Source organism: Brucella grignonensis (assembly GCF_002252505.1).
GTDB classification, from domain to species: Bacteria; Pseudomonadota; Alphaproteobacteria; order Rhizobiales; family Rhizobiaceae; genus Brucella; species Brucella grignonensis.
In genome coordinates this window covers 18,390-44,712 of the sequence record NZ_NNRL01000167.1, presented here as the reverse complement: position 1 = coordinate 44,712, position 26,323 = coordinate 18,390, and the positions used below count along the sequence as shown (strand labels likewise).

Below are 26,323 nucleotides of genomic sequence, written 5' to 3'. Positions count from 1 at the left end.
AGGATTGGGTTCAATGGATTAGAGGATTTCGTCGCGAAGTGCGTACCAACGGTACATTCCCCACTGCCCTATCCGTCGAAACGGCGTCAGCAGACCATGGCTTGGTAGAGGAGAGGTGAAAATTGGAAGCTGCAGACTGCTTCCTTTGCCAGCGACGAGCTGAGCCATACGGCGACCAGCCTGGGCCGAGTACATGACGCCGTTGCCACCATAACCCATGGCGTAGAACAGTTTTTGCGAAGGGTCGGGTTGGAAAATCCGTGGCATCATATCATGGCTGACATCCACCCACCCCCACCAGGAGTAATCGATCTCGATACCGCGAAGGATCGGGAACTTGCGATAAAGGCCATTCAATAGCAGGTCGAGATGCTTCGGATTGGTAGCGTCGCGCCCTGTGATGGCGCTGCGGCTGCCGATCTGCACCCGATTATCGGGCAGCATACGATAATAATGGCGCAGCGTGCGCGTATCAGTGAGAGGAATGCGTGCCTTGAAGTTGAGCGCTTCCTGTTCGCTGTTGGTCAAAGGTCGTGTGACAACTGAGTTTGACAGTATCGGCATCAAACGATGGCGGGTCAGCACATTCATACCTGGCGATGTGTAACCTGCGGTAGCGATACAAACAGCGCGTGCCCGCACCGTGCCGCCAGGTGTTCTCAAATAATGCATACCTCCTTTTGTCGTGCAATCGAACACGGGACTGGCAGTATGCACTTGGGCGCCAAGTCGCCGAGCGAGACGCAGATAGCCGAAAGCAAGCTTAGCCGCGTGGATGCCCATGCCGTCAGGTTCATACATTGCACCGCATGCTTCTTCGTCTTTAACGAAATCGCTATGAATCTCGTTGCGCGATACCATACGAGCCCGATAGCCGAAGGTCTTGTTCAGTAAGTGGACTTCGCTTTCGAGCGACGGCAGCATTTTGTCACGATGAGCGATGTAAAGATGACCGCCGTCCTGCGGGTCACAATCGATCTCCGGTTCCTGAATCAACGCACGGAAGAGATCGAAACCTTCGGTGATCTCAGCATGCATCTTGCGCGCAACATCGACACCCCAGCGAGCAATCCATTGCGAGCGCTTTAAACGTCCGGCGGAAATCTGTGCCTGACCACCATTGCGGGTACTGCAACCCCAGGCGACGCCATTTGCCTCCAGCACTGTGGCTTTAACACCGTGCTCTCGCGCCAGATGTATGGCACAAGATAGACCGGTATAACCCGAACCGATAATTGCGACATCGACATCCAGATCGTGCGTGACAGGGCCGTCATCCTCTGGTTCCGGACCTGCGGTGCCGATCCAGTAGGTAGGTGCATAATCTTTACCAATACCCGGGATAGGCGAGTGGTTGGGATCGTAGGCCGGATCGAAGGGCTGGCGCTCGGCCTTGATAGAAGTAGCGTGCTGTTGCATAGCTTTGTTCCGGTCTTATTGGCGAGGTTGCAGGACCGGGCGGTTCTTACGAAAGGCCTGCTTGCGCACGATCTTGCCGCCCTCGAAGGTGAAAAGGTCACAGCCCTCCGCCTCAATACGGCTGCCATCGGCTGCCGTGCCGGAGAAGGTCCATTCTGAAACGCCGCGATCCCCATCAGTGAAATGACTGTGATTGCCCCATTCAGCATCCGGCATCGTTTTCCAGACACCGCAGAACGCATCTGAGATTGCTTGAAGTCCCGTGAAACGAGTACCGTGGATTTCTGAGCCGCCGACGGCATTGAAGATGCAATCCTCAGCGAAAAAGTGCATGATCCCGTCAATGTCGTGCCTATTAAATGCATCAAACAAGGCTTTGAGATCGTCAGCTTTAAGTGTCATCATTCTGTCCTTTGGCATGTCAGAAGGCATGGCTCCGCCGGGGGCGGTAAAAACCGTCCTGCAAGGGCCGCCATGGCCGAGATCGAAAGAAGCGGAGGGGCTTAGATACGCCCCTTCCAGGGGATCAGCACCTTTTCGAGGTAGCGGATCAAAAGGTCGAAGGCGAAAGCGAATATGCCGATGATGAAGATACCCATGATCACGGTATCGCTTTCCAGATTCTCGGCCGCATTAAGAACCATGAAGCCGAGACCTCTGTTCGCCGCAACCATTTCAGCCGCGACCAGAGTGGTCCAGCCAACACCGATACCGATGCGCATGCCGGTGAATATTTCCGGGAGAGCCGCTTTCATGATCACCTGGCTGATGACCTGCCAACGTGTAGCACCCATCGCGTAAGCCGCATGTATCTGCTCTGTTGAGACCGAGCGCACACCAGCTCTTGCAGCAATCGCCATGGGTGCGAAGATCGCCAAATAGATCAGGAATACCTTGGGAAACTCACCAATGCCAAGCCAGATGATGACAAGTGGCAGATATGCGAGCGGCGGCAATGGGCGATAAAACTCGATGATCGGATCAAACAGACCACGAACGACGCGATTGACGCCCATCAGGACACCGATGGGCACTGCCGTAACAAGTGCCAATGCAAAGGCACCAAATACGCGACCTATACTTGCCAGCGTATGCTGCCAAAGAGTTGAGTTCGAGACCCCTTCGGTGAGTGCCAGAACGAACTTATCCCATACAGCCAGAGGCGATGGCAGAAAGAGCGGCTTAATCCAGCCAGTTTCGGTAACGAGAAACCACAGCGCGATAAGGAAGCTGGCAGTTGCAAGACTGATCAAGCCACTGGCTCCATCACCGGGAGCACCAAAAATTTTACCCGCCTTGACGGGCCGAGTGGTGGGGGAACGGGTTACACGATCAAGCATGCGCGATCTCCCGATTGGCGGACGCTCGCTCGTCACCATAAATGATGCCAAGAACCTCTTCACGCATCCGAATGAACTCGGGACTGGACTTAATAGCGCGGGCGTTTCCTTCTTCGAGAAAGCGACGGTTGAAGTCGAGTTCGTAAGTATGGGTAATTCGACCTGGGCGCGGTGACATGACGATCAGTCGAGAACCCAGGAAGAGCGCTTCCTCCACACTGTGGGTGATAAAGAAGAACATCTTGTTGGTGAGTTGCCAAACTTTGAGCAGCAATTCCTGAATGGTTTCCCGCGTAAGCGCATCAAGGGCCGCCATTGGCTCATCCATCAACAGCATGGCAGGGTCACAGGTCAGCGCCCTTGCGATACCGACACGCTGCTGCATTCCGCCTGAAAGATGATAGATCATGTGGCGATGGAAATCCTGCAACCCTACGAGTGCCAGGTTTTTGGTGGCCAGCTCCCGACGCGTCGCCTTGTCGACGCCACGCAGCTTCAGGCCAAATTCGGTGTTCTCCATAACATTGAGCCACGGCAAAAGCGCATGCTTCTGAAAGACGACCCCGCGTTCGGCACCTGGTCCGTTCACGCGATGATTACCGAGCGAGATGTCCCCTTCAGAAGGCGCCATGAAGCCCGCCATGAGATTGAGAAGTGTTGTTTTTCCGCAACCTGATGCTCCGAGCGCCACAACAAAGTCGCCGCTGTTAATTGTAAGATTGACCCCTTTGAGGGCGATTATCGCCTGATCCGAATAAAGTCCCGGATAGGTTAGACCGATATTCCTGACACTAAGCGTTTCCATACGACATGCCTCCCTGCCCCACGATCATGAGCAGTATAGAGTTTCACGCAACTCCAAACGCAAACATTCATTCATGTTCACTTGAATTGCTCTATGCGGATGAAGATGGCACCGGCCGGTCTGGGCGGCCGGTGCAAAATTAGCGCAGGCGCTATTTGGCAGCCGCTTTGGCGAAATCGGCATTAACAAAGGGCGTATAATCGTCGAGCGCTTTGCTTATCTGTTTCTGTTCTGTCAGGAACTTTGCGCTTTCATTGAGCGCACGAACGGCTCCACCACCAAGCCAGGTGTCGGACGCCTGCTCATCGGCGTTCGGGAATGAAAGCAGACCGAGCGCCTCAACTGTACTCGCTCCATCGCCGCCAATAAGTTTTACAATACTCTGCACCGGTGCGGAATTCTCAGTCCAAGCCGCCTTGTTGGCGTTATAATCGGCATAAGACTGGGCAAGCACTTTGGTAAAGGCCTCCATGAACTTGGTATTTTGCTCTGCCCATTTCTTATCGACCACAAGACCGTCGAATGTAGGTACGCTGGCCGCTCCGATGACTTCGGAGTCGGAAATCGTTTTCCCGGTCTTCTGGATCGCTGAGAGTGCTGGTGGCCAGACATAGGCCGCATCAATATCACCACGCTGCCACGCAGCAACGATCTGTGGCGGCTTCAAGTTAAGAATTTCGACTTCTTTCGGATCAACCTTCCATACCTGATTCAAGCCCACAAGCAGGTGGAAATGTGAGGTAGAAACAAATGGCACAGCCACTTTCTTACCCTTGAGATCTGCGGGCGTCTCAATACCCGACCCATTGCGGGCAACGAGTGCTTCAGATTTTCCAATATTGTCGAGAATCCAAAAGAGCTGCAAATCAACGCCACGCGTTGCTGCGGATGCTGCACCAGTAGATCCGATCACGCCGATCGGAACATCGCCGGAGGCAAGTGCTGTTGTAATATCGCCAGCGGAGCTGAACTGGCGCCAGTCAATGGCGTAGCCCGCTTCTTTAGCCGCAGCATCGAAACGGCCATCGGCGATCGCGGTGATGAACGGGCCTACAATCTGCTGGTAACCGACAACCAGTCGAGTTTCAGCATATGCTGTACTCGATGCGAAAACACCCGCGACAATACTCGCCGTGGCCGCCAGGCTCTTAATGGTCCTGTAAAGCATGTTAACCTCCATTTGATGTTCCCCGCCGGCTTTGCCGGTCTTGTTTATAGAGATAAGCCGTACGCACCCACTTGCGTTATATCCAGTTTGGAAGTTGAATAGATCCAGATTAAGGATCTACCTTGTGAAAACTCATGTCTCCGAGACGATCTTCTTCATCGAGCGCGAAAGCGGTCTGGGCCTTCAAGCCCAGCTGCGAGAAACGGTCGTCTCGGCTGTACTTGCAGGGCGTATCCAGCCAGGCGCTCAACTACCCTCCACACGTCGTCTTGCCGTCTATCTGAACATTTCCCGCATTTCAGTTACACTTGCTTACCAGGAGCTGGTTTCACAGGGTTATATGGAAGCGGTTGATCGCAGCTCCTTTCGCATCGCGCGCAATCCGCCCGGCCGAACACTTGCGACAGATCAGTCGCCCTCTCAAGCTTCAGAAGTCGACTGGTCCCGCAAGATTGCACTTGATTTCAGCGTGGTGCGACAGGTGGAAAAGCCGCTTGACTGGAGACGGTATCCCTATCCGTTTCTCTATGGCCAGATGGATCCAACGCTTTTTGATCTCAATGCTTGGCGCGATTGCAATCGGCGTGCGCTGGCGCGCGAAGACTTTATCTCGATGGCCAGCGACTTCGCCGCCGCTGATGATGTGCAGCTTGTCAATTATATCTGCTCGCGTACCCTGCCTCGACGCGGCATCCACGCTAATCCGGATGAGATCCTGGTGACCGTTGGTGCACAGAATGCACTGTGGATTGTTACGCGGCTCATCCTTGGCGCGGGTACGACCGCCGTCTGCGAGAACCCATGCCATCCTGATATTAGCGCTTCACTCCTATTGAGTGGTGCAAATGTTAACACCATTGATGTCGATGCCGATGGATTACCGCCGGACAATCTGCCGCGCGGAACAGATGCTGTCTTCGTCACGCCCAGCCACCATTCTCCGACAGGCGCAACGATGCCGATTGACCGCCGTATGAAGCTTCTCCAGGCAGCTACGAAGAAGGATTTCGTTATCGTTGAAGACGACTACGAATTTGAGATCAGCTTTCTCGCGCCGCCCTCCCCGGCGCTCAAATCCTTCGACACTGCAGGCCGTGTGCTCTACATAGGCAGTTTCTCAAAATCGCTGTTTCCCGGCTTACGCCTCGGCTATCTTGTTGCACCTGCACCATTCATTCGTCAGGCGCGAGCGTTGCGCTCACTGATGTTACGCCATCCGCCGGGTCATCTCCAACGCACAGCTGCCTACTTCCTTGCGTTGGGCCACTACGATGCCGTGTTACATCGCATGCGTGCCGAATATCATAAACGGCATGTGTTGATGGCCGATAATCTGAAGAAACAAGGTCTTGTCGTGGCAGGATCATCGTCATTCGGTGGCACATCGTTTTGGATAGAAGGTCCGAACGGACTGGACGCGGATCGGTTGGTGCGGGAGTTGCGACAAGAAGGAGTACTCATAGAATCCGGCTCCCCCTTCTTCCCACGTAATGATGCCCCGTGCCGTTTCTTTCGTATGGGATATTCTTCCATACCAAGCAGCAGTATTCCTGCAGGGCTTGCTCGTGTTAAAGCTGCGATTGATACTCACTTTTCAGGCAACAACTGACAATGAAGAGGTTGAACCACTTCAACCGGAAACCGCGCTGATGGCAGCAAGTTCGGACTTGAAACTGTGTACGGATCGAATAGCGATGAGCCTTCGAGCCTATCGCGCTCAATCATCATCTCCTCCAGATTTCATGGGCTCTGATTGGAAGTCAGACACCATCGAACGTCGCGGTTTCAAATTTGTCTATCACCGCTTTTCATATTACCGAAAAGGAGTTGGGCGACGTCAATCTCACCAGTTAGTATCTTCGCAGTTAGTGAACGCATATACCCACCTGGTGATTTAATTTCACTGCCACGTTGTAATATCCAGGCAATGAGAGCAGAAATACGTTCCCGTCCCATAATCGATGATGCGTCCCGGTATGCGCTATCGGAAATACCAAGAAATGAGGCAACACCTCTGGTGGTATCAACGAGATCTCTCCAGCAAACAATACCTTGTGTGGCATACTCGCGGATATCCGGACACGCTCTAAGAACCATGTCCAGCGAGAATGTTTTTGATGATTTGCTTTGAATTGGTTCTGTCGTTGAAGAAAGCTTGGGAACGACAGCTGATTTCAAATCTATCAAACCACATAAAGAAGATTCAAAAGAGGATTCAGTCAGGGATTCCTTATAGTGCCGCTCATTCTGATCATCACTGGCGCTCATTTCATCCATATTATCCTGAAGATTCAAGGATATAGACAGCTGTGTATGCAATGCCGACAAATCCTCCAATGTCTGGTCCAGTTCAAGGCTCGTTGCACGGCGGGGTAGCCTCTCGATGAGAGCCCGGAAACGATCGTTTTCTGGTTGAATGGATAAAGCATTGCCCTCCAATTCTGCCGCCAGAAATAACTGGGCGATCTCACGACGCAAGAGCGTGATTTTCTCACGTGTTCGTTTTAAGGCCAATGCTTCAGCCTGAATTGTTTGAGCTGCTTGCGCAATTTCATCAGCGCGTTCTAAGAGTGGCAGGAAAGAAAAGCCAAACGCCTCTTCAACTTCCCCTGCCCTGTCCTTATAGGCGTATCGCTTACCATTGGGGCTGTCACGACGCAGGATCAGTCCAGCCTTAACGAGCGCTGCGATATGACGCCGTAACGTCGATTCCGGCATACCATGCGCACGTAGAGCCAACTGGCGATTGGAAGGAAATACCACCAGGCCAGTTTTGTGGCTTATTTCGTTGTTGGGATAAAATGACAGCAGAGAACTTAAGACCGCCAGACAACGATCATGCACGCCAAACTGTGTCTTGGCGATGCAGAGCTGCTTGTAAATGGCCCATCTATTAACGGATTTATTAACAGATGGGTTCGATGTTTTTGCTTGCATTTGCGCAAGTGTCATCGTTCGCCCGCGAAATGCGGACGTTATCCTCTCCAGTACCTGCATTTCCCTTCACCTTTCAAAAGGCAAAAGAAATTCGCCCGCCAAAATGACGTTCAACACTCTTGACAGTGATTCATGGAAATGCGATTCTCTAAGCGACCAAACTTGAGGAAGGCTTCCATGACGGCAACGTTATCGGGGGCCTTTTTCTTTTGCGGTTAATCTCCACTCGATTTCGGTTTTGATTGTTTATATTCGGTATAGAAACGATCCATATTGCTTGAAAGCCAGTCGCTGAATGGGCGAGCTTCGACGCTTGAAAGTTCTATGGCGACGTTTTTTGGCTTCTGCTTCATGGAAAAGCGAACAGCTTTATCCTCTGAAGACCAAGACTTTTCAGTTGTGACTTTTGCCGGCGCTTTGGCAGCAGAACGGACACTGTATTTCTTCAGATACTCATGAAGGGCATCAAACCTCTCCTCCTCAGGCAAGGCCATAAATCCAACTGAAGCAATGCGCGAAAGCGCTACATCAAGATGAGCTGGATTCAGGATGATTTGGCGAAGTGAAAGCCATTTGTCTCGCCCGATCTTTTTGGATGCTCCCATTGCCATGATCATAGTCGAGGGTACGGTCTCAACGACGCTTAACATTTTGGACAACAGCGCGTCATCTATGCCAATAGCCGACTTAACAATATCCTTGCCCATCCCGCTCGAAAGGAGGTTTTGAGCAAAATAAGCCCGTTCAATGAAGGAAAGGTTGGATCGCGCCGAGTTTTCCTGCCCCTGGGCGATCGCGGAGGAAATGTCGTCAAGTTTTTTGACAACGGCTTTAACACGAATGCCGAGATCCATTGCGACACGCGCACGGCGATGACCGAACACCACCATATAACGTTCACTGTTGTGTGGATTGGGGCGCACGAGAATCGGCGTCGCCTGTCCCTGTTCCTTAATCGCTTCTCTGAGAGCTTCAAACTCATCATCGTCTTCCGATAGACGATCAGCAGCGAATGAGACATCGAGAAGTTGTGGTTCTATTTCGACGATGGTCTCGCCGTCCATTAACCGCTTTGTGTTCTCGGCCATTTCCTCAATGGAACGGACCACAGTTTTGGCAGCGCCCGTCATACCATAGCCGGCTTTTGCGACTGGCTTATCGCTATTGATCGAAGCCAGATCAAGATTGGCGAATGGATTCTTACGTGACATTGGCTACTACCTCCACAGTCATTTCGGATAACCCGCTGAATAACAATATGAAAATGGGAAAAAAAACGGCTGACAAAAGCGTCATTTGCGGCCCCATGTCTGATGGATAAGTTCGGCAACCTCTCCATTCGTAGCGTTCAGGCTTTCCATGGCTCGCTCATATGTCGAACGGACAAAGTCACCCTTCTCAACTTCGTAAAGGGTTTGTTTCTTGATCGAGGCATCAGAAATAGCCGTCGATTTCAGAACATGGTTTTTAAGCATATTCTGCGCAAACATCGATTGCATGAAGCCGACCATCTGAGCCTGCGGAATGTCCGTGGGCTCAAAACGGGTTATAAGATAGCGGAACCATTTGACTTTGATTTGTGCTCCTGCATCCGCCACTGACGTCATGATACCACCGAGCATCTGAAGAAACTGAGACATCGACATAATATCGAGCATCTGGGGGTGGATGGTGATTAAAATACCCGTGGACGCCATAAGAGCTGTAATCGTCAGATAACCGAGCTGCGGCGGGCAGTCGATGACCACCACGTCGTAATTATCTTCTATTTCTTTCAAAGCTTTGACGATACGCAAATGGAATAGTCGCCCCTCCTCACCTTTGCGTCCCGAGATGGCGAGCGGCACATCATATTCATATTCCTGCAAAAGCAGATTTGCGGGAACGATATCAAGGTTCGGGATATTGGTGGACTGGATGATTTCGGCAATAGGCTTCTTTTCATCGTCAAACCGCAATGCTTCGTAAAGCGAAGCAATGTCATCAAGTTCAGGTTGAATGCCGAACAGCGAAGTTAGAGATGCCTGCGGATCGAGATCAATGGCCAGCACACGGTGGCCGGTCAATGCAAGGTATTGCGCCAGATGAGCTGAAGTCGTAGTCTTGCCTGACCCGCCTTTGAAGTTGACGACCGAAAGAACCTGAAGTGGTTCGCCTTCCTTGCGACGGGGAAGATATATACGCTTATCCGACTTTTTATTCTCTTCCAGGTGAGCGCGCAGTTCGAGCATCTGTTCGGCCGTATAATAGCGGCGCCCTGAAACCACCTCGATTTCAGGGCCTTTGCCTTCGCTGTGTAGCTGTCGCAAATGCGATTGTGTGACGCCAATAAGATCCGCGACCTCTGGAAGCTGAAATCGCCGAAGGCTCTTACGTGCATCCGGCGGGTACTGCTGAGTCCGTAGCATGTTCAGCGCGCTGGAAATCTTCGAGCCCTGGCTCGCAATTTCGTGGTCAAACCGGCTTGTATTGTGATCGTTCATTTTGTGAACTAGAGTCCTTGCTTGGGTCACTTTCGCAAAAAAGCGCGCGGCATCGATATTTTCGCAACTATAAATCCGATTCTGTCCCGACGGCAAGGAATTTAAGGTTAATGAAAGGTTAATTGTCGGAGCTGGAAAATAAAGGCCTCGACCAAATTCAATTATTTAGTTTTTGCTGTTCAAAGGAAGGTCAGTTAGCAGCAAGATAATTGGTTGGCATTAAGAAGAACAGCTGTCGATCCAGCTACCCTCAGCATGATAAACCGATTATCTCGCTTATCTGGCGATAGAAAATACGCCCCGAGAGGCGAGGATCAAGCCGTTAGATATTAAAGCAGGGGAGAGGCGACCCGCATCGTTCCACTGAATACGTTCCTTTATGGGGATAGTATGAAGATGTGCAACGGCCCAAAATTTCCGCATGCGGCCAGAGTCTGGGCTCGGTTGCTAATACGGATAGTTAGCGCCGAAGGCTGTCGCAGATCAGTACAGTTTCCTGAAATTGTTGAACCGGCATTTTATTTCCCGACCTCATACATTGATGGTTCTTCTTCATGTGGTTAAGCGGCCTTGAGAAGGATGGGTTCCCGACAATTGTCGGGCGACGCGATCTGAGGTGGGATTATCTCCGAGGGTCACTCATTGTCCTTTTGTCAAACATCAGGCAACATGCCTGTTATGGGCAGATAGAAGCGGGCGTGCAGATTGGTCTGTTGCATAGTCCTGTCGCTGTTTGAGACGTTCAGTTGTGGCAGGCAGCGAAAAGAAGGTTCAAATCTGGTAAGCCTTTGAGAAATTGACGATTTTTCTCCAAAAGTACGGCTGACAAAAATAGGCAACTTCGACGAAGCCAAAACGTTGTTGATGCAATATGAAACTCAATTGCTTTCCTGCGACCTTCAATGCCCCGCTTCGTTAGGGACGTGGGCAGAAAGCCCGCGTTTGTTTAACCAAAAATCCCTACCACGACTGCAATCAAGGGAGAGGCGGCTGTGAAAGTGAAGGATGCCGTCTGAACGGAACATGGGACAGTATGTTGAGGCTTAGATCGATCGTGGGACCAAACAGATGAGGAGCAGTCTGGTAAACTGGACCGCGCACTGTGCTTCACGCTTAGCTTGGAACAGGTTGCGCGGAAGGCTTATGAATAATCGAAAAAGCATGTTCGTTCGCCGTGTTGCCGCTTGAGTTTGCATACGATGAAAGCGGATCCCTCACGGTCTGTATTGGCTCGGCAGGTTCAAACAACAGGTATTTGGTGGGCCGCTTCCTCAGTCTAAGCGCCTATTATTAAGACGTATAGTCATGTGCGCTGTTCGGTCAAAACCAATTGCTGATTTAACACCCAACAGGCTGGTTACGTTGCTTATAACTATCCGAACAACGCTCGCGTAGTTGTTCATTGCGCAACATATCTGATGTTCCTCTCGCAAGCGAGGCGAGGGAAGGGGTGAGGGGGTAACTGCTTTCAAGACAATTGCACCTCCAGCATCACTTAAGGAGTGAACGTTGATGATCTTTTGCCGCTATTTAACGATGCAAACAGTTACCTCAAAAGAGAGCAATGAATTCGTTAGCTGAACCGTCAAGGTTCATGTTTATTCTTATCCTTGAGGGGGTCAGTTGATTTGAACCGGCAGGCTCGGCAGCCAAAGCCGGCAAAACGATGCCTTTACTGCGGTTAAACCCTGTAACAGATTTAGTTTCCAGCGATTTTGAAAATGATCGTGTTTGCGGGACAGGACATGCATGATGGCGACCGCGTTTCGAAACGTATCGGCTCAGTAACTGCTTTCGTCTCCGTATAATCTGTTTACGGTCCCATATTGCGTTTTCGCGTGAACTGGATCATAAATAAATGAGCTTTATTCAGCCCTCGGCGGCCATTCGAGCTCCCTTAAAACCCCACATAATCTATTGAATTATTGCTTTTTGGATAGTCACGGTGGCGAAACTTAATGCCATATTAAGTTTCATAACGGTGAGGGCGCCATTGAAGATCAATCAAATCAGCAGAACGATTTAAACAGTATGAGTGTGGCCGGTGGAGTCGCCAGACCGAACTGGATGACAGTGCCGCTTTACTGTTCAGTAACTCTCGCATTGTGGCTAATCACGCATTTCGGTTGCAGGTTCTTAATTTTGTTTGGCGGCGAGCTCGGACTTTTGAAGCCGGGATAATAATAGCCCTTGAACATCGAACACACTCGGCTTCGTAAAAGCCAGACTGTTGCAACCGTTATACAGAACGAAGAGTTTGCAACAGAGCAATCTAAATAATACCAAGTTTCAGTGATGGCTTTTAGAGTAGATTGCGTTTTTATGTAGAACGAGGCTTGGCGAGTTCTTTGGGGGCATACAAGGTCGTGATTGGCAAGAGCGCTATTTATCCAGTTAGCAGAGTTCCTATTGTTGGACTTTTAAACGGTTCAAGCCAGCTTCTTTACGTTCCTCGAGATCACTATGCCGCTTCTGGCGTGTTCCCGAGCTTGGCAATATGCGTTTAAAGAGGCAGCAAAATCATGAAGTCTACCATTGCGGCAGCTTTCGCTCTGGCGTCGGGAACGTGTTTGTCGACAACCGTTTGGGCACAAGAAATATACAAGTTTTTTGACTCAAATGGACGGCCATTCGTGACCGCAAAGTATTATGGCGTTAATGACGGCCCGTTTGGCTTCGACAATAATTCATCGACTTGGGACCTTTCGTCATTTGATGTTGATCAGTTAAATCTCGCCGTCAAACATTGGGTCGAAATTATTCAGGTCACTCCGGGAGCTGCGCCCGCGATCTTCAATATAGGTACAATGGATGACTATAATGCATACGCTTTTAGCCCGATAGCTTTTGAGCGAGAAGGAGCGCCTACAAAAGTCCAGGCGGCACTAACGGGCCAGAACCCCGGCGACCTGATCAATGGAGCTCAAGGGTTTATCCAGATTGGCACTCTTCCCTGGACAAAAGTGGATTACACACCCTCTCAACTTCCTATGACGTCCGAAATTTCACTCACTGCAACAATGATCCATGAAATCGGACATGCTTTGGGTGTCTCCAGTAATTTTCAGGGTGAGGAACAGGACGATGGTTCGGCTCTCATTTACATAAATGAAACCCCAAATTCCTGGATAAGCCATCTTTATGACGACAACGGACAAAAAAGCAGACCAGATCAAATTGTCTGGTGTTCATTTTGCGACAATATTGCGCTTAATGATGATGACGAGCCCTTGAGGCCTGAAGACATATTCGATGTTCGCAATAACAGCGCATATTTCGGTGGTGCGCATGTCGCAGACGTGCTTGCGGGGGCAATGGCGGGTGTGCCGCTGAGCATGGTCTCGTCTCGAGATCCCAATGTGCCAGACGTACCTTTTTTGGCGCATATCGAACTCAAAAACAGTTTGATGAGCCATCAGCCTTACCGCAATTATACCAATTTTATGGAAGCCGAGTTGGCGATATTGCAGGATCTCGGCTACAAGATCGACCGCCGGAATTTCTTTGGTTACTCCATTTATGGAGATGATCAGACCCTCATAAATGATAATCCGTTCTTTGGGCGAAACGCTGAAGGGACTGCTTATCTTCAGAATACATACAACACTGCCACGCTCGGTCTTGGGTTGCATGTTTATGGCGGCAATAACACAATAACCCAGCGCGCTGATTTGCTCTCTGCAGGAGCAGGTGGCGCAGGCATTCGTGTTGACGGTAGTAGCAACGATCTGTCCATTTTGCCTGAAACGCATATTTATGCTGATGGTGTGAACGGACGTGGTGTCATGTTCGCTTACGGGAAAGACCATACATTTACACATCGCGGCGATATACAGGCACTCGGTCAAGACGGCATCGCGGTAAGCTTTGACTTTGGCCACAATGCAATGGGGGATGACGGCCCTATCGGTGAATACAGAGGTTCATACATCCTTCGTGGGGATCAATCGCTTAGTCGTTATAGTCCGGAGGCTTTGCAGACGGCATGGAACGAAATCAATGGATCTTTAGTCTCTACCTTTGATTTGACTGGGCGGGCGGCAGGCAAAAAAGCCGCTATTTATATGTCGGACAATGCTTATGTCGGTCAGATTAATGTCATGCAGGGCGCTCGTATTGCTGGCGACATTATTTCGAATTATGAGGAAGTGGATGAGGAAGGCGATCTTCGTTTGACCACGCTAACCTTTGGCCAAGCGGCCAACAATGAAGGTCATTCGATCTTTGTCGCAGATTCGGATTTCTCGCTCACTTATGATGGAAATATCACAGGCCAGAACCTGTCTCTGCAAATCAACGGAGGCAATACGAAACTGACGGGGGATCACCTCCTCTATAATGCAACGGTCGCACAATCTGCCACGCTTTCAGGATCTGGGCTTTATCAGATTAACTCCACACAAAAGTTTCTGAATGATGGTGTACTCAACCCTTCAGTAGCAGGACAGGCTATTGAAATAGAAGGTGACTATCTCCAGTCGGCGACTGGGACATTGCAGTTTTCGTTCAACGATCAGAAGGCAATCAGTCGCTTAATTGTAAATGGTAACGCCCAGTTAGACGGCACGATTACTTTTGCGCCTGAACGTGGATGGTATGCCGACGGCTTTAGTGTCACGTCCGGCAATTGGCTTAATGCGGAAACAATGGGAGGCGACTTTAACGATGTGTCCACGTCGCTCGCTTCGCCAACCCTGACTGCTACTGCAACTCATGATGGCAGTAACATTTATACTGTTTCGCTGAGCCGTGCCAACAAAGCCTATTCGCAATATGGCAATACTGCCAATAGCCTTAGCGTTGGCTATGTTTTTGATGCGCTTGGCAACAATGTGCCTTCTGGGCTGCGACCTTTGATGGCAGCTTTGGATTTTTCTGCTCCCGACGGATCGACTATAGGTTCAGCGCTACCAGATTTGTCTGGCGAAGCCTATGCATCCGCAAGCGGTGTGCTTGCCAATGCAAGCGGAATATCTCGCTCGGCAATTAATAGTCGTTTGCAGCAAGCATTTGGTGGAAACCCAGCAGCTCCGGTATCTGTAATTGCCTATGCGCCGACGCCACAGCTTCCTTCAGCAAGCAAAGCCATCAATGTCGCAGCACCTAATATCACGAGTGATGGCATTTCCCGCTATGCGGCATGGGGGACGGCTTATGGCAGTTGGTCAAGCCAATCTTCCGACAGAAATGCCGCTCGCACTAAGTCTACGATTGGTGGCTTTACCACGGGTATCGATGCAAGTGTTTATGAGAATTGGCGGCTTGGTGTGATGGCTGGCTATAATAGAACGACCTTTAAGACAGTATCAAGAAATGCGTCTGGCTCAAGCGATAATTATACGCTGGGCACTTATGGCGGAACAGAATGGGCTGCAGCGATTGGTTCCGTAGGCCTGCGTACTGGTCTTGCTTATTCCTGGCATAAGATCGAGATGGACCGTTCTGTCGCCTTCAACGGTTTTTCTGATATTCTATCGGCGGACTACAATGCCGGTACGTTTCAGGTATTTGGCGAATTGGACTACAAGCTAAATGTCAGTCCACGTTCGACCATCGAACCTTATGCAAATCTGGCTTATGTGCACTTTAGAACAGATGGCTTTACTGAAGAAGGCCGTAATGGTGCGGCGCTATCAGTGCAGTCCGATACGATGGACACCACGCTATCGACTATTGGATTTCGAGCGTCAACGAATTTAGAAATAGGCAATATTTTAACGACTGCCCGTTCGGACCTTGGCTGGCGACATGCCTTTGGCGATGTAATCCCAACGTCGGCGGCAAGCTTTGCTGCAGGTTCGGATACTTTCACAACGGCGGGCAATTCGATTGGAAAGGACACCGCGCTTATCGAAGCTGGGCTCGATTTCGCTGTTACTGAAAATGCCAAGTTTGGTGTGACTTATCATGGGCAATTTGGCTCCCGTATTACACAGAGCGGCGTGAATGCCAACTTTAGTATGAAATTCTGATAAGTCTTGATGGTTTTGGAAATGATGATGTAGCGTTGTGTTTGCCTATCTCAGCTGCGCGAATTTTTGTAACGAAGCCGGCTGGTTGTGTTGCAAAATTTTGATTTGCACGGAGCACGGCTTAAGTCTGGACGTAGTTATGCAGCGAGTGCTTCGAACTGTTGTTTGAGGGAGCGTGCTTTTTGATCTGCAAAGACGCCCTGTTGTTTACGCATCATGTGAATGAGTTCGATGCCAAGAAGCGTGATGCCGGCCGTGGTATCCGACTTGAAGCCGAGCATGGAGCGTGTGCGTTGTTTGATGCGGCGATGATCCTGCTCAATCGTATTGTTCATATACTTGCTGGAGCGAATGGCAATGGGTTTGCCAGCCTGTCTGAGCCGGTTCTCTGCATCACATTGTAGAATAGCTGTTCTGTTGGTCTGGCTACCATCAATAGTAATGCGCACTGGCCTGCCGTGGCGGGCCAGTGTCTTGCGGATAAAGCGTTTGGCAGCGCTCAAATCACGATCTTTGCTAAAGTAAAACTCAACCGTATCGCCCGTATTGCCATTGCTATCGATGGCACGGTAGAGATAAAACCATTCGCCTTTAACCTTGATATAGGTTTCATCGAGGTTCCATTTGCGCGTCACCTGACGCTTCTTCCGGTTAAACCGCGCAAGCAATTTCGGGCTGAAGAAAAGGACCCAGCGATGCACGGTTGAATGGTCCAGATCAATACCGCGTTCCGCCATCATTTCCTTCAGATTCCGAAGGCTCAGATTGTAAGCCAGATACCACCGAACACACAGAAGAATGACGGACTTATCAAAATGGCGACCTTTAAACATCTAAAATACTCAGCTGATTAAAAGCCAAGATACTATCTTGTCATCCATTGACGAAAAGTTTGCAACACAACCGACTGAACTCGCCTGTATTCAGGCTTGTCGTCGATGCTCTAAGATACAGACCGAAAGGCGATGTGAAGAATTGACCGCTTTCGGGAACGCCAGGCGCACACTGGACGTCCGCTTAGGGGCCGGAAGCTGCCGGACGGCATTGCGCTTTATGTCGATCGTTCGGGCCGTTCCCGAACCGTCCCGAAAGCCGTCGTCCGTCTGCCCCGCATCGGAGGACCTAAAAGGGCGGAGAGTTGCCGGTTGGTGTGCCGCCCTGGTAGTGAAGGACAGCGCAGAGAGCGGACTTTACGCCTGAAACAGACGGTAGCACCTCGATCAACGCGACCGTCCGAGGCTGACGCCAATCCAAGCCGACAGCAGGCGCTCAGAATCTTCCTCCAGACGTAATAACCCGATCGCCCGCACCGCCGTTCATAGAGACAGTGAGGCAAAGTGCCTCCGGCCGGGCCTGGCAATTTTTGGGGGTATTACTATTTTATGAATATCCATTTGGCCTTGACTTCAACCAGAAACAGTGCGGACTATTCCATAGTATTGCTGCGTCCTAAGACCCAGTACGGAAGGTCGCGCAGGCATATTTTTAGATCAAAAAAGGAGAGCACTCATGGCACTTAAACCAGGACCAAAGCCGATAGCAAAATCAACGGGGAAGCCGGATCAGCGCCGCCGTGATAACAAAAGCACACCTGGGAATACACCGTCCCTCAAACCTAGCAAGTCTACAAAATAAGGCAGATGAAAAAGAGCTCTCGTAAATTTGCCCTTCTAGACCGGTATTCGATCGAACCTGCGCGAAATGCCGCGCAGGCCTATCACTTCTACGTTGGATGACAGCTCTTGGGACGGAAAGGCCGGTTAGTTCCGACTAGGCGGTAAACTCATAAATTGACGGGTTCACGATGAGTTCTTAAAGGCCCGGAACGTGGATGCATAGAAAACGCTGAGCAGAATGTCAGCTTAACTCATCTCGATCTAAGAACCCGCCAGTCTGCTTCCGGCCCCCAACCGGTCATATTCCAAGGGGATCTCACAGCAACCGCGATGCACGCCCACTGCGCCGTTTGGCATTGTTGTAATAATCGGAGGCTTGTTGCACGGAACGATGCCGTGATTGTTCCATGGCTTCGGGGAGGGGAATGCCGCGATTGGCGGCTTCGGTGAGATAGCCGGAGCGCAGGCCGTGGGCAGAGAATTCTTTGGCATTGAGACCTGCCATTTGCGCGCGCTGCTTGACGATGCGGTTGATGGCACTCGGTTCCAGTGCTCGTGCTGCAACATTGCCCCAGCGATCGATTTTGCGAAACACGCTGCCCTTATCGATCCTGGCTGCTTCCAGCCAGCGGGTGAGGGCTTCGACCGGCCGTCCGGTCAGATAAACGATTTCATCGTGATCAGCGCCGCTTGTTTTGGTGCGACCGAGATAAATGCCGAGAGAGGGCAGGGGAGAGTCGTTCTCATCGGTGACAGGGGCCTGGTTGACCAGCTGTTCTATGCGCAATCCGGCCACTTCGCTGCGTCGGCGTCCCCCTGATGCAAAGGCCACCATCAGGATGGCCCGGTCGCGCAAAGCCGTGAGATCCTCGCCGGAACAGGTCGCCAGCAGCTTGCCCAGAATATCGCCGGTAATCGCATTGACACTCTTGCGGCTGCGTGGCCGGTTGATGGCACGCACCGCAAGGCGGATGGCCGATTTGACGGAAGGCGCTGAAAACGAACCTTCCAGTCCGCGCCAGCGGGTCAGCGTCGACCAGTTGGCAAGGCGGCGGCGGACGGTAGCCGGTGCGTGTGGTCCCGACACCCGCAGAAAGCCCTGTTGGCGCAATTCCTCTTCCACGTCGGCCGGCATGCCGTGATCGGGTTCGATCTCGCGCTGCTGCGGCCGCCACAAATGATGAGCGACGAATTTCAGCAACAGGGCTTCAGGTGCGGGAAAGGGCAGGGGACTGCCGGTTGCGGCCATTGACCAGGCTTCGAGATAGGCCAAATCCGAGGTCAGCGCACGCAGCGTGTTCTCGCCCATACCTTCATTAACAAGATGCCGGAGCGTCTCGACATCCTGATCCGCCAGAATCTCGGCCAGCATGTCGCGGCGGTTCATTGGCAAGACAGCAGCGATCGTGTCGAGTGTTTCGGCGCGTAATATTGTACCGGATTGATCGCTGTCAGTGATCATGGGCGAGAGGGCCCAGAACGATGGCCCTTTCCGCACGGGCGGCGGCGGCCAGTTTGCGATCGAGCGTGGCCAAAGGCAGGCTCTCGGTGAGGGCAAGAGCCAGATAAGCGGCATCATAAGCACTGAGCTGGTGGCGTCGCGCGACCCGAATGACTTCTGAATCCTCGCTGCGCGATACGAGGCGCAGCGGCAAGGCGCGAAAACGGGTCAGTGCTGTGTACACCATGTCCTCACCGATCCGTCTGCGTTTCTCGGCAATCAACAAGATGCTGCGGATTTCATGCTGCAGCAGTTCCGGCGCAACCGCGTCTTCATCGGCCAGCTGGTTCATCATCTCTGTGGCGAATGGATGATCTTCATCAGGCAGCAGCCAGGCGCCGGCAACCGAAGCGTCGACAATAAATGCCATATCAACGGCGCCCTTCTTCAATCCACGAGCGAATTTCTTCCTGGGTGACAGGTTGCGCCTGGGCGCGGAAAGCTCGCACCGCTTCAATCGCGGTCAGCCGCTGACGCCGCTCATCAAGTGCCACGAGGCGCGCAATGGGAGTGTTGCCACGTGAAATGATCACCTCTTCGCCCGCTTCGACCCGCGCCAGCAAGTCTGAAAGATGGGTTTTGGCTTCGGCGACTTTTACGGTTACAGTCATGGCCAGATCCTCCGGCTGTGCTCAGGTGGCGTCATTGAACATTTCAGGGCTTTTGTAGCGGCTTTTCGCGTGTTGGTCAATGTGTTGGTCACATAACCTTCGATAACCATACTTATGAGTGTATTGAGTTTAATAGTTGGTAAATTAATGATATATTTCAATCGCTAAAAGGCTTCCAGTTCAGCGTGTAACGCGTAAACCGCAGCTGACCGCTGCGCGTCAATGCGTCCTTGTCGACCAGATCCTGCAAATCGCGGGTGACGGTTGCGCGTGAGGTTTTTGTAATGGCCAGATAATTATCGGCACTGAGACCGCCGATAAAGCCGTCTGGTCCTGCCTCGAACAGACGCGCAATGACTTTTTCCTGACGGGAATTAAACGCACCTCTGAACCGGTCGTAGAAATGTGCCTTGGCAATGTAAAAGGCGACGCGATCCAGTGTTGTTTGTTGCGCCGTCAGCACGGTTTGCGCAAACCACACCAACCAATCGGTGACGTCGAGGGTTCGTTGATGGATTTCCAGCTGATCGTAATAGGCTTTGCGGCTCTGTTCGATGGCAAAACTGAGCAAGATCAGACTGGGCTGACCCAGGCACTGGGCAAGCGCCTTTTCTGCCAGTGCGCGACCCAGACGCCCGTTGCCGTCTTCAAAGGGGTGGATGCTTTCGAACCACACATGGCTGAGCCCGGCCCGGGTCAAAGCGGGGAGAGGGGAGGGGCCGTTGGGTGCAGTGTCGTTGAACCACGATATGAACCGGTGCATTTCGTCCGGCACCTGCACTGATGGCGGTGCCTCGAAATGAATCGTCGGACGGTCCAACTGGCCGGAGACGATCTGCATGGCGTCGGAATGGCGGCGATAAGCACCGATAGTTTCCAGATATCGACTGCCTGCCATCAACATGGCATGCCAACGAAACAGCGTGGCGTCATCAAGCGGCGCAGCATAGGTGCCATAAACATCGACCGTCATTTCTGCGATCCCGTGTTCGCGTGGTTGCACCGAACGCCGGTCCGTATCCAGACCCAGTTGCCGCCGCAGCGACGATTGCACACTCAAACGGTCCAATGTCTCCCCTTCGATGGCGCTCGTCTTGATCGCTTCGTCGCTCAAAAGTTCGATGCGCAACCGGTCCCGTTCGTCGGGATCGATGTGGCGCACGGCGCCGATAACCTCTCCAGATGACAACAGGAATTGCTGCTCCAGAACGTGCAGCGGCGCAGCGTCATAGCGAAAATGCGGCCAATCAGTCTGTGTCCAATTCCAGGGCATGAGCAATAATGTCCTTTTCTATCGCTCTCATTATCACATAAATATGAGTAATAGAAGCCGCAGCTGTCGCTCACGGCCCTCATTATGGAGAAGATGTTGCGACCGCTTTACGCGCGCAATAGCGGTCATCATCGGAGAAGGAAGTGTTCCTGACACTGGCCGGACTACCTAAGCAGAAGACGGATTGCAACTTGCCTCAATATAGGGTATCCCCCTATATTATAGAAAGGGAGTCCAGATATGAGTTCCCCATTGGACCCTAACCATGAGCGTTCGCACGCTCACGACCATTCCCATGACAGAACCCTAAACGCGTCCCATGAACACGTCTTCCTCGGCGACGACCATGCCCGGAACGAGCGCCGTACCTGGTTGGTGATCGCCATCACGGCCAGCATGATGGTCATCGAGATCGTGGCAGGCAATGTATTTGGGTCGATGGCCTTGACGGCAGACGGTTGGCATATGTCCACCCATGCTGCAGCAATGCTTATTGCCGCGCTGGCCTATCTCTACGCGCGCAAGCACGTCAGCAATCCTCGCTTCTCGTTCGGCACAGGTAAACTCGGCGATCTGGCGGCATTTGCCAGCGCCATCGTTCTGGCCCTAATCGCGCTCTTGATCGGGTGGGAGAGCTTTCTCCGCTTCCAGGCACCTGTCACCATCGATTTCCAGGAAGCCATAATCGTGGCCGTCATCGGCCTGCTGGTGAATCTGGTGTGTGCGTGGCTGTTGAAGGGCGACCACCATCATGCACATGATCACGGCCACTCGCACGACCGCAACGCGGCCAAGGATCAGAATCTCAGAGCTGCATATCTGCACGTCTTGGCCGATGCACTGACCTCCGTTCTGGCCATTGCCGCGCTTATCCTTGGTAGTGTCTACGGCTGGCTCTGGCTTGATCCGGCAATCGGCATTGTTGGAGCCATCGTAATCGCCCGATGGTCATGGGGCCTTATCCGTGATGCGGGAAGCGTCCTCCTAGACTACGTCCCTGAGGGCGAGGACCTTCCTGAGGAAATTGAGCAGATCATCAGTAGAGAAGGCGCTCAGATCGTCGATCTGCACGTATGGCAGCTTGGCCCGGGCCACCATGGCGCAATCATCTCCATTGTCACTGACAAACCTCGGGCACCCTCCTATTACCGGTCCAAGCTTGCAGTGATCCATGATCTGTCGCATGTGACTGTCGAGGTCGAGTCCCGAGCGGCTTGATCACTTACATCCGAGGAGCATCCGCATGAGCCATACGATCCGCGAGAAGCAGAAACTTATCAACCGGGTTCGCCGCATCAAGGGACAGGTGGAGGGCATCGAGCGGATGCTGGAGGAGGAGAAGGGCTGCGAGGAAGTGATGCAGCTCATCGCTGGCGTCCGTGGAGCCATCAACGGCCTCATGGGCGAAGTCCTGGAAGACCACATCCGAATGCACATTGCGGCCGAAGGACTGGTACAGAAGGATCGTGACGACGGTGCATCCGAGCTGATCGACGTTGTCAGGGCTTACCTGAAGTAAGAAGATGACGAACGGCTCACCGTGCGCCGCAATCTGCCAGTACGGTCCGCGCAATGTCGGACGTTGAGACAGGTTTGGCGCCGCCTGTAAACAGTCGGGCTGCATATTACTCCAGAAAGCGTTACAAGTGCACATTAGCAATTGGCGGGCGACGCAGAAACCGGCCTTACCCGCTTTTTATTCATTCCGCAGGCAGGCTCTCGATTGCATCGAATACGCGTGCAGAGTAAGTAGGCGCAGCACCCGCGTTAAGTGCGATAGCTATCCCAAGTGCTTCGATGATTTCTTCTTTGGTAACCCCAAGTTCGAGTGCTTTCTTTGCATGAACCGCAATGGAGCCGTCGCATCGGGTCGTAACCGCCACGGCTAGCCAAACGAAACGGTTCTGTCGCGAATTTTTCACTTCTGCTGCGTTATTGTCGCTTCGGTGCGCATAATTGGGCGAGGTGACTGGGTATGGCGATCGATTTCAAAGGGCCTCATTTCCCTAAAAGTGTCATCCTTTATGCGGTGTTCTTCTATGTCCGTTACGCGCCACAGATTGCAGATCAGGCACAGAGACGGAAACGTCGAACGCTTGGCTCATGGCCTGTTGACGAGACCTATCTAAAGGTCAAAGGCAAATGGACGTATTTGTACCGGGCCGTTGATCGTGACGGACAAACGCTTGATTTCATGCTCTCTGAACGCTGAAATCTCGGTTCTGCACGACGTTTCTTCAAGAAAGCCGTCGCAGCCAACGGTGTTCCAGACAAGATTGCATTGATAAAAATGGAGCTAATTTGGCTGGAGCGCAGGCAATGAATGCCATCCTGAAAATCACTGGGACAGGCAAAGCGATTGAAATTCTGCAGGTCAAATATCTGAACAATATCCTCGAGCAGGATCATCGTTCCATTAAGCGGATCACCAAACACATGTTGGGCTTCAAAGCATTTCATTCAGCTTCAGCGACAATCGCAGGCATCGAAGTTGCGCACATGATCCGTAAGAACCAATTCGCGAACGACAACCGCTCGCCATTCGAAGTCTTTGCGGAACTTGCAGCATAATTGCGTCCAGAGATAAGGCCGCATCTATCCTACTGAAAACTTTGCGACACAACCCTTGAAGCGTCCCTGCCGGGACGTGAGCCGAGCCATTCCGTTGATGGGGTTGCATCACTGTCTCAGCTGAATGCGTCGTCCACATTGAAGGCTCGTGCTGCGAAGCTTCATCATGCGGCACCTGATGTCGACTGCGAAGACAACCATGCACCCGGCAGGGATATTCAGAGAAATTCAATCTTGACGCCCCAGCTGCGATTAGACAACCTCAACAGTGCCATCAACCCTTGTGGGCTATTCGGGCCCGATTGCACGGCAAGAGAGAGTGGGGCAAAAAGAGCAAAAAGGAAATTAACCTTCGAAGTGCGGAGTATTCAGATGGACGCGTCTCCAATTCATTATCTGGCCCGGATGTGATGCTGCCGAACCTGTCGATACGGCAACTCCAGACGTTCCGGGAGATCATGCGATGTGGTTCGGTCAGCGCCGCCGCGCGGGCGCTCGGACGCACACAGCCAACTGTCAGTGCCATGCTTGCTAATCTTGAAGGCGAGTTGGGGTTTGAACTGTTCGAGCGTGACAAGCGCCGGCTTGTTGCAAAACCGGAGGCCTATTTTTTTCTCGAACGCGCCGAGGAAATCCTAGCAATGGTGCGAAAGTCTGCGGTCACCATGCGCGAGATTGGGGATCTAGAGCAGGGGGTCCTCAATGTTGCTTCGATGCCCGGCCCGTCGCACTTCTTCCTGCCCCAGTTGATTGGCGAATTCGTCAAGGATCGGCCCGGTATCAAGGTTTCGATCATGACGCGGTCGTCGGTCAAGGTCCATGAATGGATCGCGTCACAACATTATGATGTCGGTTTCGCTGAGCCGCCGCCGCAGTCGGATTCGCTTATCGTGGAAAAGTTTGCGCAAAACTGCGTTTGTGCTTTGCGTTCTGACGACCCGCTCAGCAAAAATGATGTGATCACGCCGGCGCATCTCGACGGCGCCCCGCTGGCTGTCCTCTATAGCGAGCATTTTTCGACGGTACGCGCACGCCGGATTTTCGAAGATTGCGGCGCAGATTTTGTGCCACGTTTCGAGGTGTCAGTCTTTATAGCCGCGCTGACATTCGCCGAACGCGGACTGGCTTACGCCCTCGTGGATCCAATTTCTGCAGCCAGCTATTCTGCCTATTGCGGCCGCAACGCTGATCTTACCTTCCGCCGCTTTGAGCCCGATCTGCGCTACAGTTATTCAATCTTGACTCCGTCTCGTAGGCCGCTCTCGCTCACTGCGGCAGCGTTTTGCGAACGTCTGCGTGAAACCATCCCCACATTCATCGCTCGTCTTCCAGGAATGATATAGAGAAAACCTATCAAATCAGTATTATTTCCACTTTGACGCTATACGGTGCATAGCCGTATTACTCCCAGCTAACCTGCAAAGCAATTTGCAGGAAATGGGAGAAACAAGACATGACAAACAACCAGAACCGCCGTGGAATGATGGCCGGTCTGACGAGACGCGGCTTCATGGGGGCAGCCGCCGCAGGTGGCCTTGCGCTTTCTGCGCCATTTGTGAAACCATCTTGGGCTAGTGAACATAAGATCACCGTCCGCGATCCGGGTGGCCCGTTCGCCGAAGGTTTCAAGAAGGCGTTCTACGACCCGTTCAAGGCAGCCTCCGGTATCGAAGTAGTGGGGGTTCAGTCGGACGCCGAACCAACCGGAATGATTAAAGCCATGGTCGAGGCCCAGAATTATACGTGGGATGGCGCATTGCTGTCGCGGTCGTCGCATCTGTCGCTGGTCGATCTTGGTTACCTTGCGCCGATCATGAATTCTGGCGGACCTGGGCCAAATCTTGCGACATTGCCGCAGGAATTCTATGGCGACTTCATCATGGGCGTGGACATCTACGCCACGGTTCTCGCCTATCGGACAGACGCGCTTGGCGACAACCCACCGAAGAACTGGGCAGATTTCTTCGATCTTGAAAACTTCCAGGGTGCGCGTGCGCTTCGCAAGAACCCCTTCGACACGGTTGAACAGGCGCTGCTCGCAGACGGCGTGGCGCCCGCAGATATTTATCCTTTAGACTTCGATCGCGCATTCGCCAAGCTCGATCAGATCAAGTCTGGCATTGATACATGGTGGACCAACGGCGCCCAGACCTCGCAGCTGCTTGCATCAGGCGAAATCGATATGCTGCCAGCGTGGAACGGCCGGGCGCAAGTCGCCATTGATGGCGGTGCTCCGGTCAAGCTGGTCTGGGACAACGCCTTTTACACCTATGAGGGTTGGACGATCCTGAAGGGCAGCCCGAATGAGGAATTGATGCGCGAATTTATCGATTTCTGCGCTCAGCCTGACCGGCAGGCCGAATACACGCCGTTCGTGGCCTATGGTCCGACTAATCCAAAGGCATTCGACTTTATAGACGCCGCGCGCGCCGAGATTCTGCCTTCGAACCCGGCCTACCTGCCGAAGATGATTGCCGTGGACTCTGTTTTCTGGGGCAAGAACAAGGATGCGGTCACCGAACGCTTCGAAGCCTGGTTGCTTGCTTAGGCACGGCCCCAGTCGCCGCCCGAGTCGCGTGGCGACTGGGGCGGGGCCTCTTTTATTCCAAGTAAAACCCCGTGCCAGT

At 52.3% G+C, this 26,323-nt stretch carries 20 protein-coding genes and 1 pseudogene; 7 read left to right on the top strand and 14 right to left on the bottom strand.

Annotated features, from left to right (window positions below; all coding sequences use genetic code 11):
• Positions 1–18 precede the first annotated feature (18 nt).
• The 5 genes from CEV33_RS21300 to tauA all read right to left on the bottom strand — a co-directional run bounded on the left by CEV33_RS21300 (position 19) and on the right by tauA (position 4,732).
• Positions 19–1,419, bottom strand: a complete 1,401-nt coding sequence (locus tag CEV33_RS21300) for an NAD(P)/FAD-dependent oxidoreductase (protein WP_094542368.1) — start codon at positions 1,417–1,419, stop codon at positions 19–21.
• 15 nt (positions 1,420–1,434) lie between these two features.
• On the bottom strand, positions 1,435–1,821 hold the full coding sequence (locus CEV33_RS21295) for a nuclear transport factor 2 family protein (RefSeq protein ID WP_094542414.1): 387 nt from the start codon (positions 1,819–1,821) through the stop codon (positions 1,435–1,437).
• A gap of 101 nt (positions 1,822–1,922) precedes the next feature.
• A complete protein-coding gene (locus tag CEV33_RS21290) occupies positions 1,923–2,759 on the bottom strand; it encodes an ABC transporter permease subunit (protein ID WP_094542367.1) in 837 nt (278 codons plus the stop codon).
• Entirely contained in the window at positions 2,752–3,564 is an 813-nt protein-coding gene (locus CEV33_RS21285) for a taurine ABC transporter ATP-binding protein (protein ID WP_094542366.1), read from the bottom strand. The genes CEV33_RS21290 and CEV33_RS21285 overlap by 8 nt, the downstream gene beginning before the upstream one ends.
• Before the next feature lie 151 nt (positions 3,565–3,715).
• Entirely contained in the window at positions 3,716–4,732 is a 1,017-nt protein-coding gene (gene tauA / locus CEV33_RS21280) for a taurine ABC transporter substrate-binding protein (RefSeq protein ID WP_094542413.1), read from the bottom strand.
• Positions 4,733–4,856: 124 nt separating this feature from the next.
• Here tauA and pdxR point away from each other — a divergent pair, with 124 nt between their 5' ends.
• Positions 4,857–6,341, top strand: coding sequence for a MocR-like pyridoxine biosynthesis transcription factor PdxR (pdxR, locus tag CEV33_RS21275; protein WP_374817850.1), 1,485 nt, complete (start codon positions 4,857–4,859; stop codon positions 6,339–6,341).
• A 176-nt stretch (positions 6,342–6,517) separates the two neighbouring features.
• Here pdxR and repC read toward each other — a convergent pair whose 3' ends face one another.
• The 3 genes from repC to repA form a co-directional block, all read right to left on the bottom strand.
• Complete coding sequence (repC, locus tag CEV33_RS21270; protein WP_094542365.1) at positions 6,518–7,729, bottom strand: plasmid replication protein RepC; 1,212 nt, start codon at positions 7,727–7,729, stop codon at positions 6,518–6,520.
• Positions 7,730–7,884: 155 nt separating this feature from the next.
• Entirely contained in the window at positions 7,885–8,880 is a 996-nt protein-coding gene (repB, locus tag CEV33_RS21265; protein WP_094542364.1) for a plasmid partitioning protein RepB, read from the bottom strand.
• Between the two features lie 81 nt (positions 8,881–8,961).
• Positions 8,962–10,152 carry a plasmid partitioning protein RepA gene (gene repA, locus CEV33_RS21260; RefSeq protein WP_094542363.1) on the bottom strand — a complete coding sequence of 397 codons (1,191 nt, stop codon included), beginning with the start codon at positions 10,150–10,152 and terminating at the stop codon, positions 8,962–8,964.
• A gap of 2,570 nt (positions 10,153–12,722) precedes the next feature.
• Here repA and CEV33_RS21255 point away from each other — a divergent pair.
• Entirely contained in the window at positions 12,723–16,124 is a 3,402-nt protein-coding gene (locus tag CEV33_RS21255; protein ID WP_235818489.1) for an autotransporter family protein, read from the top strand.
• A gap of 137 nt (positions 16,125–16,261) precedes the next feature.
• Here CEV33_RS21255 and CEV33_RS21250 read toward each other — a convergent pair whose 3' ends face one another.
• From CEV33_RS21250 to CEV33_RS21230, 5 genes are all read right to left on the bottom strand, one after another.
• On the bottom strand, positions 16,262–16,957 hold the full coding sequence (locus CEV33_RS21250; RefSeq protein ID WP_094542362.1) for an IS6 family transposase: 696 nt from the start codon (positions 16,955–16,957) through the stop codon (positions 16,262–16,264).
• Positions 16,958–18,056: 1,099 nt separating this feature from the next.
• Positions 18,057–19,202 (bottom strand): site-specific integrase, encoded by a 1,146-nt coding sequence (locus CEV33_RS21245; RefSeq protein ID WP_094542361.1) that lies wholly within the window; start codon positions 19,200–19,202, stop codon positions 18,057–18,059.
• Positions 19,192–19,611, bottom strand: coding sequence for a type II toxin-antitoxin system VapC family toxin (locus CEV33_RS21240; RefSeq protein ID WP_094542360.1), 420 nt, complete (start codon positions 19,609–19,611; stop codon positions 19,192–19,194). The genes CEV33_RS21245 and CEV33_RS21240 overlap by 11 nt, the downstream gene beginning before the upstream one ends.
• 1 nt (position 19,612) lies before the next feature.
• Complete coding sequence (locus CEV33_RS21235; RefSeq protein WP_094542359.1) at positions 19,613–19,852, bottom strand: type II toxin-antitoxin system Phd/YefM family antitoxin; 240 nt, start codon at positions 19,850–19,852, stop codon at positions 19,613–19,615.
• Between the two features lie 157 nt (positions 19,853–20,009).
• Positions 20,010–21,125, bottom strand: coding sequence for a Fic family protein (locus CEV33_RS21230; protein WP_094542358.1), 1,116 nt, complete (start codon positions 21,123–21,125; stop codon positions 20,010–20,012).
• 240 nt (positions 21,126–21,365) lie between these two features.
• On the opposite strand from CEV33_RS21230, the gene dmeF reads away from it, so the two are divergent.
• Both dmeF and CEV33_RS21220 read left to right on the top strand, forming a co-directional pair.
• A complete protein-coding gene (dmeF, locus tag CEV33_RS21225) occupies positions 21,366–22,343 on the top strand; it encodes a CDF family Co(II)/Ni(II) efflux transporter DmeF (RefSeq protein ID WP_094542357.1) in 978 nt (325 codons plus the stop codon).
• Between the two features lie 25 nt (positions 22,344–22,368).
• On the top strand, positions 22,369–22,644 hold the full coding sequence (locus CEV33_RS21220; protein ID WP_094542356.1) for a metal/formaldehyde-sensitive transcriptional repressor: 276 nt from the start codon (positions 22,369–22,371) through the stop codon (positions 22,642–22,644).
• 181 nt (positions 22,645–22,825) lie between these two features.
• Here CEV33_RS21220 and CEV33_RS21215 read toward each other — a convergent pair whose 3' ends face one another.
• Positions 22,826–23,008 carry a carboxymuconolactone decarboxylase family protein gene (locus CEV33_RS21215; protein ID WP_328588598.1) on the bottom strand — a complete coding sequence of 61 codons (183 nt, stop codon included), beginning with the start codon at positions 23,006–23,008 and terminating at the stop codon, positions 22,826–22,828.
• 92 nt (positions 23,009–23,100) lie between these two features.
• On the opposite strand from CEV33_RS21215, the pseudogene CEV33_RS21210 reads away from it, so the two are divergent.
• The 3 genes and pseudogenes from CEV33_RS21210 (at position 23,101) to CEV33_RS21200 (ending at position 26,244) form a co-directional block, all read left to right on the top strand.
• Positions 23,101–23,696, top strand: a pseudogene (locus CEV33_RS21210) (IS6 family transposase).
• A gap of 410 nt (positions 23,697–24,106) precedes the next feature.
• Positions 24,107–25,039: a LysR family transcriptional regulator gene (locus CEV33_RS21205; RefSeq protein ID WP_094542354.1), complete on the top strand. Its 933-nt coding sequence runs from the start codon at positions 24,107–24,109 to the stop codon at positions 25,037–25,039.
• Positions 25,040–25,149: 110 nt separating this feature from the next.
• Entirely contained in the window at positions 25,150–26,244 is a 1,095-nt protein-coding gene (locus CEV33_RS21200) for an ABC transporter substrate-binding protein (protein ID WP_094542353.1), read from the top strand.
• The last annotated feature ends 79 nt before the right edge of the window (positions 26,245–26,323 follow it).